Source organism: Pseudescherichia vulneris, assembly GCF_902164725.1.
In the GTDB taxonomy this organism is placed as follows: domain Bacteria; phylum Pseudomonadota; class Gammaproteobacteria; order Enterobacterales; family Enterobacteriaceae; genus Pseudescherichia; species Pseudescherichia vulneris.
In genome coordinates, this window is the sequence record NZ_LR607338.1 from 3440646 (window position 1) to 3455775 (window position 15130).

10 protein-coding genes are annotated in these 15130 nt (G+C 58.4%); 7 read left to right on the top strand and 3 right to left on the bottom strand.

Features of this window, described 5'->3' with window-relative positions:
* Positions 1-25 precede the first annotated feature (25 nt).
* A complete protein-coding gene (gene yegD / locus FN633_RS14355) occupies positions 26-1375 on the bottom strand; it encodes a molecular chaperone (RefSeq protein WP_154058173.1) in 1350 nt (449 codons plus the stop codon).
* A 143-nt stretch (positions 1376-1518) separates the two neighbouring features.
* On the opposite strand from yegD, the gene alkA reads away from it, so the two are divergent.
* The gene (alkA, locus tag FN633_RS14360; protein ID WP_154058948.1) at positions 1519-2388 is read left to right on the top strand and encodes a DNA-3-methyladenine glycosylase 2; all 870 of its coding nucleotides are present in this window, start codon (positions 1519-1521) and stop codon (positions 2386-2388) included.
* On the opposite strand, the gene FN633_RS14365 is transcribed toward alkA, so the two are convergent.
* Positions 2370-5699, bottom strand: a complete 3330-nt coding sequence (locus FN633_RS14365) for a diguanylate cyclase (RefSeq protein ID WP_154058174.1) — start codon at positions 5697-5699, stop codon at positions 2370-2372. The two genes, alkA and FN633_RS14365, sit on opposite strands and share 19 nt — an antisense overlap.
* A 344-nt stretch (positions 5700-6043) precedes the next feature.
* Between FN633_RS14365 and udk the strand changes: the two genes are divergently transcribed.
* The 3 genes from udk to asmA all read left to right on the top strand — a co-directional run bounded on the left by udk (position 6044) and on the right by asmA (position 9274).
* Positions 6044-6682, top strand: coding sequence for a uridine kinase (gene udk / locus FN633_RS14370; RefSeq protein ID WP_154058175.1), 639 nt, complete (start codon positions 6044-6046; stop codon positions 6680-6682).
* Positions 6683-6800: 118 nt separating this feature from the next.
* Positions 6801-7382: a dCTP deaminase gene (gene dcd / locus FN633_RS14375; RefSeq protein WP_042389830.1), complete on the top strand. Its 582-nt coding sequence runs from the start codon at positions 6801-6803 to the stop codon at positions 7380-7382.
* 41 nt (positions 7383-7423) lie between these two features.
* Positions 7424-9274: an outer membrane assembly protein AsmA gene (gene asmA / locus FN633_RS14380; RefSeq protein WP_154058176.1), complete on the top strand. Its 1851-nt coding sequence runs from the start codon at positions 7424-7426 to the stop codon at positions 9272-9274.
* A gap of 38 nt (positions 9275-9312) precedes the next feature.
* On the opposite strand, the gene FN633_RS14385 is transcribed toward asmA, so the two are convergent.
* Positions 9313-10893, bottom strand: a complete 1581-nt coding sequence (locus FN633_RS14385; protein WP_154058177.1) for a TerC family protein — start codon at positions 10891-10893, stop codon at positions 9313-9315.
* A 476-nt stretch (positions 10894-11369) separates the two neighbouring features.
* Between FN633_RS14385 and FN633_RS14390 the strand changes: the two genes are divergently transcribed.
* The 3 genes from FN633_RS14390 to wzc are packed head-to-tail and all read left to right on the top strand — an operon-like array spanning position 11370 to position 15123.
* Positions 11370-12509, top strand: a complete 1140-nt coding sequence (locus FN633_RS14390; protein ID WP_154058178.1) for a polysaccharide export protein — start codon at positions 11370-11372, stop codon at positions 12507-12509.
* 5 nt (positions 12510-12514) lie between these two features.
* Positions 12515-12958 (top strand): low molecular weight protein-tyrosine-phosphatase Wzb, encoded by a 444-nt coding sequence (gene wzb, locus FN633_RS14395; protein ID WP_042389839.1) that lies wholly within the window; start codon positions 12515-12517, stop codon positions 12956-12958.
* A gap of 2 nt (positions 12959-12960) precedes the next feature.
* The gene (gene wzc, locus FN633_RS14400; RefSeq protein WP_154058179.1) at positions 12961-15123 is read left to right on the top strand and encodes a tyrosine-protein kinase Wzc; all 2163 of its coding nucleotides are present in this window, start codon (positions 12961-12963) and stop codon (positions 15121-15123) included.
* The last annotated feature ends 7 nt before the right edge of the window (positions 15124-15130 follow it).

The following is a 15130-nucleotide window of genomic DNA, read 5'->3' on the forward strand; positions in this document are numbered from 1 at the left end:
AGCGGAGCGTCGCCGGGCTTATTGCTTAAAACACCACCTGCGCCCAGCGGGCGAGGCCTGCGGTGACCGAGCCAAAATCGTCGCCGCCGGCAATCGGAATGCCGGGCAGGGCCTCGGCCAACGCCTTTTTGATCAGCGGGGAGCGGGCACTGCCGCCGGTCAGGTAGATAACGTCTGGCGTCTCGTTGCTGTTCGCCAGCGCCAGCTGCACCTGCTCAAGGATGCGCGCCAGCGGCTGGTTGAGGGCGGTCTCCAGCCCCTCCTGAGTGATCGCCGTTGCCAGCTCGTCGCTAATAAACGGCAGACGGGCCTCGGTTTGCAGGCTGTCGGAGAGGGCAATCTTGCTCTCTTCCGCGCTGCGCACCAGGCGGTAGCTGAGGCGCTGACGCCACACCTTCACCAGCCGCGCCACCTTATCTCCTTCCCGGGCGTCGCGCACCAGATCGTTGAGCAAGCGACCGTTGGCGCTGCTGTAGAAGTCGCTCTGGGCCGGAACGTCGTTAATCGCTACCGCGTTCCACCACGGCAGGATCGGCAGGGCGATACCCTTTTCGGTCTGGCCGCCCATGCCCAGCAGCGGCATCAGATGCTTAAAGGCCAGCGCAATATCGAGATCGTTACCGCCGACGCGGCAGCCGCTGTGGCCCAGCAGGCTGGTATCGCGATCCTGGCGCTGGTGCCACTGGGGCCCCATCAGCAGCAGCGAGCAGTCGGTGGTCCCGCCGCCGATATCCACCACCAGCACGCGCTTCTCTGATTGCAACGTGGCTTCAAAATCCAGCCCGGCCGCGACCGGCTCGTACTGGAATACCACCTCGTTAAAGCCTGCGCGCTTTGCGGCACGTTCGAGGATCCCCTGCGCCTGGGCGTTGGCATCATCGCCGCCCAGCCCCTGGAAGTTGATGGGGCGGCCAATCACCGCTTGATCGATGGCGTCCGGCAGCTGGCTTTCGGCCTGCTGGCGAATATGCAGCATCATGGCGCAGACCAGATCCTCAAACAGAGCGATCTGCTGCGGCTTCAGGCCGCTGGCACCGAGGAAGGATTTCGGCGATTTAACGAAGTAGACCTCTTCCGGATCCTGAGCGTACTGCTGCAGCGACTGAAGCCCAAACTGCACGCTGCCTGCCAGCACCTCGATATCCTCTTCGCGGTTGAAGTTTACCGCCCGACGCAGCAGCGCCTGGGTTTCGCTCCCGGTGGCAGGGACGTCATGGTGGCGATAGAGCCACTCGCTGACCGCTTCCCGCGTCGGGGCGCAGAGCATCGACGGCAGTAGCGTGCTGCCGTTTTCCATTTTTAAGAGCTGCGGGATGCCGTCGCGCATTACCGCAACAGAGCAGTTTGCCGTGCCGTAGTCAAAACCAATAAACATGAAAGTTCCCCATGCCGGTGAAGAAGGGGGGCGACTTTAGCCGAAAGGATTATGAAAGCAAAGCAAAAAAGTGGCGGGGCGCTTAAGCTGAAGAGAGCGTGAGAGGAGCAACTGTGTTTACAACGAATATGTCTACAACGAGTATGTATACCCTGAGCTGGAAGCCACCCTACGACTGGGCATGGATGTTAGGTTTTTTACAGGCGCGTGCGGTGACCGGCGTGGAAGTGGTCAGCGAAGGCCGCTACGTGCGCAGCTTTGCGCTGGGAGAGCACCGGGGGATCGTCACCGCCGAGCCGGACGAGGCTAACCATACGCTGCGGATCACCCTTAGCGATGGGCTGCTACCGGTCGCCGAGGGGTGTCTGGCCCAGCTGGGACGTCTGTTCGATCTCGCCTGCGATCCGCAGGAGATTATTCAAGCCCTCGGCTCGGTGGGTGAGCAGAGGCCGGGCCTGCGGCTGCCGGGTTCGATGGACACCTTTGAACAGGGGGTGCGCGCCATTCTTGGCCAGTTGGTTAGCGTGGCGATGGCGGCAAAGCTGACCGGCAAAGTGGTGGAACTGCTGGGAGAGCCGCTGGCAGACGCGCCGGGCTTTATCTGCTTCCCAACGGCAGAGGCGCTGGCCCAGGCCGATCCCACGGCGTTAAAGGCGCTGGGGATGCCGCTTAAGCGCGCCGAGGCGCTGATTAATTTGGCCCGTGCCACCCTCGACGGCGAGTTTCCATTGCAGGCTCCGGCGGATATCGAGCAGGGCGTGAAGCTATTGCAGCGTTTTCCCGGGATCGGGCGCTGGACGGCAAACTATTTGGCGATGCGCGGCTGGCAGGCGAAAGATGTCTTTTTGGCTGACGACTACGCCATCAAGCAACGCTTCGCGGGCATGACTCCGGCGCAAATCCGCCGCTATGCCCAACGCTGGCAGCCCTGGCGCGCCTATGCGTTGCTGCACATCTGGTACACCCCAGACTGGCAGCCGTCAGCTGACGAGGGTCAGTTGATAGCAAAGTAGCTGGTGTTGAGCATCAGATCCAGCGGCTGGGCCTGGGAGATAGTGTCCCCGAAGATATAGTCAATGCCGATGCCGGAGAGCGTATCCATCATCATCGGCTGGTTGGTCGGCCCGGCGATGCTTTTCATCCCCAGGCGGTGAGCGTGGCCCTGCACGATAGTCACCATCATCTCGTCCATCAGGTTACCGTGCACGTTGTTAACCAGCTCCGGCTCCAGCAGGACGTAGTCCGCCATCTGCGGCATAAGATGGTTGAAGATCTCCAGGTCGCGTCCAATGTGGCTGATAATGAGTCGGCAGCCCGCCTGACGAAGCTTAGCGAGACCGTCGCCGATGCTGCTCTCTTCACGCATCAGGGCATCGGCATCGATCACAAAGTGCAGCAGGCGGCCAGGCATTCCGCTCTGCGTCAGCTTCTCAACGATCTCGTTTATGACCGTCCGGCTGGCCAGCCCGGTGCTGGAGAGCGGCAGGGCGACGCTGACCCCTTTACGGACCACCCCGGCAGCGCTGTTGGTAAAGAACTCGTGGATCACCCGGCGATCGAGCGCGCGGATCAGCTCCGGCTCGGCGAGGCCGGAGCGGAAGGCGCGCTCCTCCATGGCTTCCCCTTCGCTGGTCCACAGGCGCAGCGAGAGCAGCCAGAAGTTACAGGACTCCGGCACCCGCGGGGAGGCGACGCCGCGCGCCACCAGCAGCAGATGGTTATCGCGGATCATCCGCGACTGCTCCTCAAGGGAGATCAGGCTGCGGTTGTGATGCATATGATCCTGCTGCGGCTCGTATACCGTTACCACGCCGCGACCGTTGTTTTTCGAAGCATAGCAGGCGATATCCGCCTGGGACATCACCTCCGAGGCCTGGCAGTTGCTCTCATTAATCAGGGTGATCCCGGCGCTCGCGCCGATGCGGTGCAGGCGGCCCTCCCACATAAAGCGGTAGTCGTTGATCGCATGGATGATGCGCCCGGAGATGTAGCGGGCGCTCTCAATATTGCAGTCCGGCAGCAGCAGGCCGAACTCATCCCCGCCGAGGCGGGCCAGGATATCGGTAGAGCGCAGCATGCTCAGCATCAGGGAGGAGAGCTCTCGCAGCAGGGCATCCCCTGCCGCATGGCCTGCGGTGTCGTTCACCGCCTTAAAGCGGTCGAGATCGATATAGACCAGCGCATGGCGCTGATGCGTCTCCTGCACCGTGTGCAGCAGGCGTTTAAGATGGTTCTCAAAGCTGACGCGGTTCGCCAGATGGGTCAGCGCATCGTGAGAGGCGCTATAGCTTAGCTGACGCAGCATCTTCCGCGACTCGGTGACGTCCTGAATAACCAGCACGAAGCCGATATTATGCCCGTCAAGGGTACTGAGTGGCGTCACGCTATAGTGAATATCGTAGGTCCCGCCGTTGCGGCAGTGCAGCACCACGTCCTGCTCGATAGCCGAACGTGACATATCACCGCTATGAATGTTTTCCAGCGCGGGGCCGTTGTCGCCAAAGGTAATACGCAGCACGTTCAGCAGGGCCTGGCCGATGGCGTGCTCCTGCTGCCAGCCGCTCAATTTTTCCGCCACCGGGTTCATAAAGGTGACGTTCATGTCCACGTCGGTACAGAGCACCGCTTCGCCGATGGAGTCGAGCGTGATGTGCAGACGCTCTTTTTCCTGGAACAGGGCCTCGTTGAGCTGCTTCACCTCGGTCATATCCATATTGACGCCGAGCAGCCGTTCAACCTCGCCGTTTTTATTCAGCACCCGGTTCGCCAGGGTACGAATGTGGCGAATGCCATCCTTAACGTGAATGCGAAACTCCAGCTTAAAGGCCACCCTTGCCACCAGCGAGTCGCGAACGATGCGCTCGGTCTCGGCTCTGTCCTCGGGGACCACGCACTCATACCAGAGCTTCCAGGTGGGCTTCACGTGCGGCGGCAGCTCGTAGAGCTCAAACATGCGCTTATCCCAACTGATGATGTCCGGCTCCAGCTCCCACTCCCAGATGCCAATTCCGCCCGCCTCGTTAGCCAGCGTAATGCGCTCCATCAGCCGCTTGTTGACCCACTCGGTGTGCTTGAGATCGTTGATATCTTCGACCTGGGAGATGAAGTAGAGCGGCGTACCGTCCGGGTGGCGCACCAGCGACACCGCCAGCAGCGCCCAGACGATATCCCCCGTGCGGGTGTAGTAGCGCTTCTCCATGGAGTAGCTGTCAATGTCGCCGCGCACCAGCGACTCAAGCTGCTCAAGGTCGCTGTTAAGATCTTCCGGCCAGGTGAGCTGCTGGAAGGTCAGCAGGCGCAGCTCATCCTGGGAGTAGCCGAGAAAGCTGCACAGCGCTTTATTGACCTGTAACCACTGGCCGTCGGTGCCTACCAGCGCCATGCCGATGGCGGAGTACTCCATCGCATTGCGAAAGCGGGCCTCGCTTTCGGTAATGTGCTTGCGCTCGGCACGAAAAGAGTACATCACCATGGTCATCACGTTGGCCGGCAGCAGGATCATCAGGAACGGCAGCCAGGGCGCATTCAGCATCGCGGTGCTGTTGAAATTGGTGAACTCAAGGGGGTTATGAACCATCATCAGCGACACCACCATGATGGTGACGAGGAAGATGAGAAAGGCCTCCAGGCGCGGCAGGCGAACGGCGGTCCACATCAGCAGAACGATAACGGCGGTAAAGGGCCACGGCAGATAGGTCATCGAGAGCCAGCTGAGAAAAAGCGTCACGACCAGCGTCACCAGGGTCTCGACCAGCAGCTGCGGCTTGCGGTGGCGCAGCAGGTAGTGCAGCTTGAACATCAGCCCGAGCGGCACTAGCGCCAGCGCGCCAATGGCTTCCGAAAGCACCCAGATCATAAAGGTGCGCAGCAGGTTTTCGCTGCTGGGAACGAGGCAGACCAGCAGTCCACCGAGCAGGGGAGGGATCACGGCACTGCCGATGGTCAGGCGGATCCAGTCGCTCAGGTTCTGCAGCGGGTTGTACCACGGCAGCATCTTACGCAGCAGCACCGCGCCCGTGAGTGCCTCAATAATATTGATTGCCGGATACCAGAAGTTTACTTCACTGGCGGGAAAGAGCAGAAACGACGCGGCCAGGCTACCCAGCATACAGGCGATGGCGATGCCCGGCCACATGCGCCCGGCGTGGCGGTAGAAGGCCACCATCATAATCGAGGTCGGGAACCACAGCGGCGCAAGAACGGTACCGAAACGGGTCAGCTCAAGGGAAAACAGGGTAAAGATAAAGGTCACCAGTCCTAAACTGAGCAGCCTCAGTAGGGGGTTTGGGGTAGTAACCAAAACGCGCTGGTATTGTTTATTCATTACCGCTTTATCCGCAGTCCCTGTGCCGCCAGGTTCATAACGCCCGGTCGGGTAAAATTGAAATTTGGATTATGCTAGTACAAACAATTTACAATTCCTATCGTGACCGCTCATAATTTGACATCATAGTGTTATTAATCACTTAGACTGCCAAAAATGGTAGCTGAACGCTGTAAAATTAGACATTTTAATTTGCGAAAAGGGTAATGTGCCGGATTAGAGCCGTTGTGGCAGACGATTGCGCATTCGACTGGTATCACGAGAGCGAAATCCCTATAATTGCCGCGTTTGACGCTATAGCGTCTCCCTTCTTTACTTCCAGGTTAATCAGGTCGCAAAAATTTATGACTGAGTCCCATCAGTGCGTCATTATCGGCATCGCCGGCGCATCCGCTTCAGGTAAAAGTCTCATTGCCAGTACGCTTTACCGCGAGTTGCGCGAACAGGTTGGTGATGAACATATTGGCGTTATCCCAGAAGATAGCTACTACAAGGATCAAAGTCACCTGTTGATGGAAGAGCGTGTTAAAACGAACTACGACCATCCCAGCGCCATGGATCACAATCTGCTGTTTGAACATTTGCAGACCCTGAAAGGCGGCAACCCCATTGAGCTGCCGGTGTACAGCTACGTTGAGCACACCCGTACCCATGAGACCATCCACATTGAACCCAAGAAAGTGATCATTCTTGAGGGGATCCTGCTGCTGACCGACGCGCGCCTGCGCGAGGCGATGAACTTTTCGATCTTTGTCGACACCCCGCTGGATATCTGTCTGATGCGCCGTATCAAGCGTGACGTCAACGAACGCGGCCGCTCTATGGACTCGGTGATGGCACAATATCAGAAGACAGTGCGTCCAATGTTCCTGCAGTTTATTGAGCCATCCAAACAGTACGCCGATATTATCGTGCCGCGCGGGGGTAAAAACCGCATTGCTATCGATATCCTGAAGGCCAAAATCAGCCAGTTTTTTGAATAACCGGGTTTTTTAAACCGTCTGGTTTTGAATAAACGGCGCGAATTGTGTACCGTTCAGAGATAACTTGCCTGCCCAGACCGAACTTAGCCGGACGGGCAGCACCTAAGGAGAAAGTGCTATGCGTTTGTGTGACCGCGATATTGAAGCCTGGCTGGACGATGGCCGCCTGTCGATTACCCCGCGCCCGCCGGTAGAGCGCATTAACGGTGCGACGGTGGATGTGCGTCTGGGCAACAAATTTCGTACCTTCCGGGGCCACACCGCTGCCTTTATCGATCTGAGTGGTCCCAAGGATGAGGTGAGCGCCGCGCTGGATCGGGTGATGAGCGATGAGATTGTGCTGGCGGAAGGCGACGCTTTCTTCCTGCATCCGGGCGAACTGGCGCTGGCGGTAACCTTTGAGTCCGTGACCCTGCCGGCGGACCTGGTGGGCTGGCTGGACGGTCGCTCCTCGCTGGCGCGGCTGGGCCTGATGGTGCACGTCACCGCCCACCGTATCGATCCGGGCTGGTCCGGCTGCATCGTGCTGGAGTTTTACAACTCCGGTAAGCTGCCGCTGGCGCTGCGTCCGGGTATGCTTATCGGCGCGCTTAGCTTTGAGCCGCTCTCCGGCCCGGCCGCGCGGCCCTATAACCGTCGTCAGGACGCGAAGTACCGCGACCAGCAGGGCGCGGTGGCCAGCCGAATTGATAAAGACTGAGCGCCTGTTGCGCCGTGTAATAGCTGCTCGTTGAGGATGCCATGAGAAGAGTGTTAACCACGCTGATGATTTTACTGGTCGTGCTGGTCGCCGGCCTCTCTGCGTTGGTGCTGCTGGTGAACCCGAACGACTTTCGGGATTACATGGTGCGACACGTTGAGTCGCGCAGCGGTTATCAGCTGAAGCTTGATGAGCCGCTGCGCTGGCACGTCTGGCCCCGGCTGAGCATTCTCTCAGGACGCATGTCGCTGACGGCGCCTGGCGCACCGCAGCCGCTGGTAACGGCGGACAACATGCGGCTGGACGTAGAGCTGCTGCCGCTGCTCTCTCATCAGCTGCACGTTAAGCAGGTGATGCTCAAGGGTGCGGTTGTCCAGCTTACGCCACAAACCGAGGCGTCAGAGCCAAAAGACGCGCCGGTTGCGCCGCAGGAGAATGCGCTGCCGCAGGTAGAGTCCGATCGCGGCTGGTCCTGGGCTGTCTCCCATCTGCAAATCGCCGACAGCGTGCTGGTTTTCCAGCACAAGGACGACGAGCAGGTAACGGTGCGTAATATCCATCTCAAGATGGATCAGGACGAAAACTATCACGCCAGCGTCGACTTCTCGGGGCGTATCAACCGCAACCAGCGCGATCTGACCCTGGCGCTGAAGGCGAGCGTGAACGCCGCCGACTATCCCTATAATTTAACCGCCGCCGTTGAGCAGCTTAACTGGCAGCTCCAGGGCGGCGACGTCCCTGCCCAGGGCATTACCGGCCAGGGCAGCTTCCAGGCCCAGTGGCGCGAAGCGCAAAAGCAGCTCACCTTTAGCCAGCTGAATATGACCGCCAACGATAGCGCGGTGGCTGGCAGCGGCAGCGTGACGCTGGGGGATAAACCCGACTGGGTGCTGGATCTGGCCTTTGACAATCTGAATCTTGAAAATCTGCTCGGCGCGGTATCCAACCCGGCCACTAACGCCACCGCCGCGCAGCAGGGGCAGGGTGTGATCGCCCCGCCGCGTCCGGTTATTGCCCGGGACATTGACGGCGATGATTACAGCAGCCTGCGCGGCTTTACGGCAAACCTGTCGCTGGCGGCAAAAAAGGTGCGCTGGCGCGGTATGGATTTTACCAACGTAAGCAGCCATATCACCAATAAAGCTGGCCTGCTGACGCTCTCGACCCTGACCGGAAAATTAGGCGAGGGCATGCTTTCGCTGCCGGGAAGTCTCGATGTCCGGGGCAAAATGCCCAAAAGCGCCTTCCAGCCGCAGCTTGATAACGTTGAGATTGGCACGGTGCTGAAAGCCTTTGACTATCCGCTGGCGTTGGCCGGCAAGCTGTCGCTGGCGGGGGATTTTAAAGGCGACAGGATAGATGCCGAGGCATTCCGCCGTAGCTGGCAGGGGAGCGCCCACGTTGAGATGGCTAACACGCGGATGGAGGGGCTGAACTTCCAGCAGCTTATCCAGCAGGCGGTGGCCCGCAGCAGCGATGTGCAGGCCCAGCAGAACTACGATAGCGCGACAAAACTCGATAGCTTCAGCACGGATTTGACCCTCGATCGCGGCCAGATGGCCCTCAACGATATGCAGGGGAAATCTGCGATGCTGGATCTCTCCGGCCAGGGCACCCTCGATCTGGTTAAACAGCTCTGTGATACCCGCTTCAACGTGCAGGTCACCGAGGGGTGGAAGGGCGACGGCAAGCTGATCGAGTTCCTGCGCAATACGCCGATCCCGCTGCGCGTCTATGGCAAATGGCAGGCACTCAATTACAACTTGCAGGTAGATCAGGTTCTGCGTAAGCATCTGCAGGATGAAGCGAAACGCCGTCTTAACGACTGGGCGGATCGCAACAAGGATAGCCAGCGCAGCAAAGATATTAAAAAGCTGATTGATAAGCTGTAATATCAGGCGTTATTGCATAGGTATCGTTATGCGCGGCGTTACACCTCGTAGTCCGCGTCTTCAGTCTCCAGCGGCACAATCTGTACCTTCTGTACACGATGGCTCTCTACCTGCAGCGTTTTCAGCAGATAATCACCCACCTGCACCTCTTCCCCGACTTTGGGAATACGCTGTAAGTACTCCATCAGCAGGCCGGCGATGGTGTGATACTCCCGCTTCTCGTCCAGCGGCAGGGGGACATAGTGCACCAGATCCTCCAGCGGCATATGACCGTTTGCCGTCCAGCTGCCGTCGGCGTTTTTCTGAATATCGTGGCGGGCGTCAATCTCCTCTACCTCATTCGGCAGGTTGCCCGCAATGGTCTCCATCACGTCGCTGAGGGTCACGATCCCCTCGATAGAGCCGAACTCATCCACCACAAAGGCAAAGTGCGTGCGTGCGTTGCGGAACTGCTCCAGCGCCTGCAACAGCGGCAGCCCTTCTGGAAAGACCAGCGGCTGGCGGATCAGCACGTTGATGTTGAGCGGCTCGCCGCGCAGCGACTGCTGAAGCAGGTCGAGAATGTGCACCACGCCCAGCAGATCTTCATGCTCATCGCCGCCGGTGACCACCATGCGGGTATGCTGGTTTTTATCCAGCAGGGCACGGATCTCCTCTTCCGGGGCGCTGAGATCGATATACTCGATGTCATGCCGCGAGGTCATGATGCTGCTGACGCTGCGCTGGTTAAGGTTCAACACCCGCTCAATCATCAGACGCTCCTGGGTGTTGAAGATCTGGCTATCGTCGTGATCCACCAGCAGAGACGAGGTCTCCACGTCCAGCTCGGCATCCTCTTTCTTATTGCTCAGCAGGCGCATTACCGCATCGGTGGTGCGCTGGCGCAGCGTCTGGTTAGCAGAGAGAAAACGGCGGCGGTTGAAGATCGCCAGCTGGTTAAGGGCCTCGATCATCACCGAGAAGCCGATGGCCGCATACAGATAACCTTTCGGGATATGGAATCCGAAGCCGTCGGCAATCAGGCTAAAGCCGATCATCAGCAGGAAGCTGAGGCAGAGGATCACGATAGTGGGGTGGCTGTTGACAAAGCGCGTCAGGGCCTTGCTGGCCAGCAGCATCAGCACAATGGCAATCACCACTGCCGCCATCATCACGGCCAGATGATCGACCATCCCCACGGCGGTGATCACCGAGTCCAGCGAGAAGACCGCATCCAGCACCACAATCTGCGCGACTACCGCCCAGAACTTAGCCCCGCGCTGCTGGGTCGGGTTGTCGCTGTCTTTCCCCTCCAGCCGCTCGTTGAGTTCGACCGTGGCCTTGAAGAGCAGGAACAGGCCACCAAACAGCATGATCAGATCCCGCGCGCTAAAGCTAAAGCCGCGCAGTGAGAAAAGGGGCGTAGTGAGCGTCACCAGCCAGGAGATAGAGGCCAGCAGCACCAGGCGCATCAGCATCGCCAGTACCAGACCGGTGACCCGCGCCCGGTCGCGTTGCGCAGGCGGCAGCTTTTCGGCAAGGATGGCGATAAACACCAGATTATCAATACCTAAGACCAGCTCAAGCACCACCAGGGTCAGCAGCCCGGCCCAGATTGATGGATCGGCAATCCATTCCATAATACGTTTTTCATCCTCCAGAAAAATAACTACCCGACTCGGCGGGAATAGAATTTAGGATATATCGCAGATGTAAATGTGTCTATTTTTTTTGTCAATATGAAGTAATTCCTAAAAGCGTAAAAATAGCGACTTAATCTTATTCTTAAAAACTGGCATCAGACAAAGCGGAGCCTTGCCTGTAATTCCTTTAGCTGCAACAATTCTTCCAGCGTTAACGCGCTACTTTACTAAACTATTTTGCCGTTGTCCTGCCCGGCGTTGTCTGCCCGTGGTTAAACGTTATGTCTCTGGATCATAAGGGGTATTAATCACCTTCGCTCATGCTATCAATCGGCTGCATTTGACCAGGCGCTTTTTAGGACTGATGCCAGTTATATTTAACAGTAATTAAATGCATTCTGTTAAATGTGCGGCGAAAGCAGCGCTAATTAAATTGCACAGGATAATTACTCTGCCAAAGTGATAAATAATCAATGATGAAATCCAAAATGAAATTGATGCCATTATTGGTATCTGTGGCCTTGATGAGTGGTTGCACGGTGTTCCCCGGAAGCAATATGACCACAATGGGTAAGGATGTGATTAAACAGCAAGATGCTGACTTCGATCTTGACCGCATGGTAAATGTTTATCCTTTGACTCCCCGACTGGTAGAACAGCTTCGACCCCGTCCCACCGTTGCGCAGCCCAATATGTCGTTGGACCAGGAGATCTCCAGCTACCAGTATCGTGTGGGGCCGGGTGACGTCCTCAACGTCACCGTCTGGGATCACCCCGAGCTCACCACCCCTGCCGGGCAGTACCGCAGCTCCAGCGACGCCGGTAACTGGGTGCAGCCCGACGGCACCATGTTCTACCCCTATATTGGCAGAGTCCACGTCGTGGGCAAAACCCTTGCTGAAATTCGCAGTGATATTACCGGCCGTTTAGCGCAGTACATCGCCGACCCGCAGGTGGACGTTAATATCGCCGCTTTCCGCTCGCAGAAAGCCTATATCTCCGGCCAGGTCAATAAATCGGGCCAGCAGGCCATTACTAACGTGCCGCTCACCGTGCTGGATGCGATTAATGCCGCCGGTGGCCTGACCGATACCGCCGACTGGCGCAACGTGGTGCTTACCCATGAGGGCCGCGAGCAGCGCATCTCTCTTCAGGCGCTGATGCAGAACGGCGATCTCAGCCAGAACCGCCTGCTCTATCCAGGGGACATTCTGTTTGTACCACGCAATGACGACCTGAAAGTGTTCGTGATGGGCGAAGTGAAAAAACAGAGCACCCTCAAGATGGACTTCAGCGGTATGACCCTGACCGAAGCGCTGGGCCAGGCCGAAGGTCTGGATCTCACGGCTTCCGACGCCAGCGGCATCTTCGTGATCCGTCCGCTGAAAGGCGAGGGCGGACGCAACGGCAAGATGGCCAATATCTACCAGCTCGATATGTCCGATGCGACCTCGCTGGTGATGGCGACGGAGTTCCGGCTTCAGCCTTACGACGTGGTCTACGTCACCACCGCGCCGGTTACCCGTTGGAACCGTCTTATCAATCAGTTGCTGCCGACGATCAGTGGCGTTCGCTACATGACCGATACCGCCAGCGACGTTCACAACTGGTAACGCTCATGTTTAACAAAATTTTAGTGGTATGCGTGGGCAATATCTGCCGCTCTCCGACAGGTGAGCGGCTGCTGAAACACTATCAGCCCGCCCTGACGGTGGAGTCCGCCGGGCTGGGTGCGCTGGTGGGTAAAGGGGCAGACGCCACCGCGACCAGCGTGGCACAGGATAACCAGCTGTCGCTGGCCGGGCACAGTGCGCGGCAGATCACCGGGCAGATGTGCCGGGAGTATGACCTGATCCTGGTGATGGAGAAGCGCCATATCGCCGCGCTATGCGAAATCGCACCGGAGATGCGCGGCAAGGTGATGCTGTTCGGTCACTGGGACGGCGAGCGCGAGATCCCCGATCCCTACCGCAAAAGCCGCGAGGCCTTTGAGGCCGTCTACACCTTACTCGATCGCTCGGCCCGCCAGTGGGCGCAGGCGTTGCACGTTCAGCAGGGATAACCATGACAGAAAAATTACACCATGCTGCTGCCCCACAGACGGGCGGTGATGAGATCGATATTGGCCGCCTTGTGGGAACCGTTATTGAGGCGCGCTGGTGGGTGCTGGGTATTACGGCCCTGTTCGCGCTGGCGGCGGCGATCTATGCCCTGTTCGCTACGCCTATCTATAGCGCCGACGCGCTGGTGCAGATAGAGCAGGATGCCGGCGGCTCGCTGGTGCAGAACCTCAACAGCGCGCTCTCCAACAAGCCTCCCGCCTCGGATGCAGAGATCCAGCTGATCAAGTCGCGGATGGTGCTGGGCAAGACGGTGGACGATCTCGATCTCGATATCGGCGTGACTAAAAACACCTTCCCCATTTTTGGTGCAGGCTGGGATCGCCTTCAGGGACGTCAGAACGAAACCGTTAAGGTCACCACCTTTACGCTGCCTAAGGGCGCAGGCGGGCAGGTCTTTACCCTCAGCGTGCTGGGGCCGAAACAGTATCAGCTGACCAGCGACGCCGGGTTTAGCGCCCGTGGTGAAGTGGGCAAGCTGCTGCAAAAGGAGGGCGTTACCTTTGAGGTCAGCGCTATCCAGGCGGCGGAAGGTAGCGAGTTCACGGTATCTAAATTCTCAACGCTGGGCGTCATCAACAATCTGCAAAACAACCTGTCGGTAACGGAGAACGGCAAGGATACCGGCGTGCTCAGCCTCAGCTTTACCGGCGAGGATCGCAACCAGATCCGTGCCATTCTCAACAGCATCACCCGTAACTATCTGGCGCAGAACGTCGAGCGTAAGTCGGAAGAGGCGGCAAAAAGCCTGGCCTTCCTTGCTAAGCAGCTCCCGGAAGTGCGGGCGAGTCTCGACGCGGCGGAGAACAAGCTCAACGCCTTCCGTCAGGACAAGGATTCAGTAGACCTGCCGCTGGAAGCCAAGGCGGTGCTGGATTCCATGGTTAACATCGATGCCCAGCTCAACGAGCTGACTTTCAAAGAAGCTGAGATCTCCAAGCTCTATACCAAAGCGCACCCGGCCTACCGCACGCTGCTGGAGAAACGCCGCGCGCTAGAAGATGAGAAGGATCGCCTGAGCGGGCGCGTGTCCGCGATGCCAAAAACCCAGCAGGAGATTGTCCGCCTGACCCGCGACGTCGAGTCCGGCCAGCAGGTCTATATGCAGCTACTGAATAAGCAGCAGGAGCTGAAGATCACCGAGGCCAGTACGGTCGGAGATGTTCGCATTGTCGATCCGGCCATCGATCAGCCCGGCGTGCTGAAGCCGAAAAAGGCGCTGATTATTCTTGGCAGCATTATCCTCGGCCTGATGCTCTCCATCGTTGGCGTGCTGCTGCGCTCGCTGTTTAACCGCGGTATCGAAAGCCCGCAGGTGCTGGAGGAGAACGGTATTAGCGTCTACGCCAGCATCCCGCTCTCCGAGTGGCAAAAAGCGCGTGACAGCGTCAACACCCACAAAGGTACCAAACGCTTCAAACAGAGCCAGCTGCTGGCCGTGGGCAACCCGACTGACCTGGCCATCGAAGCGATCCGCAGCCTGCGTACCAGCCTGCACTTCGCCATGATGCAGGCCAGCAATAACGTGCTGATGATGACCGGGGTTAGCCCCTCAATCGGTAAAACCTTTGTCTGTGCCAACCTGGCGGCGGTGATCAGCCAGACCAACAAGCGCGTGCTGATGATCGACTGTGACATGCGTAAGGGCTACACCCACGAGCTGCTCGGCACCGATAACGTCAACGGTCTGTCGGACATTCTGGCAGGGAAGGGGGATTTCTCCACCTGCGTCAAGCCGACCGCCATTACCCACTTCGATCTGGTGCCGCGCGGCCAGGTGCCGCCTAACCCCTCCGAACTGCTGATGAGCGAACGCTTTTCTCAGCTCATCGCATGGGCCAGCAGCCACTATGACCTGGTGCTGATCGATACCCCGCCGATCCTTGCGGTGACCGATGCGGCAGTGGTCGGACGGCATGCGGGCACCACCCTGATGGTGGCGCGCTATGCGGTTAACACCCTGAAAGAGGTGGAGACCAGCCTGAGTCGCTTTGCGCAGAACGGCATTCAGGTGAAAGGCGTGATCCTTAACTCTATCTTCCGTCGGGCGACGGGATATCAGGATTACGGCTACTACGAGTACGAATACAAATCGGACGCCAAATAAGAACCTT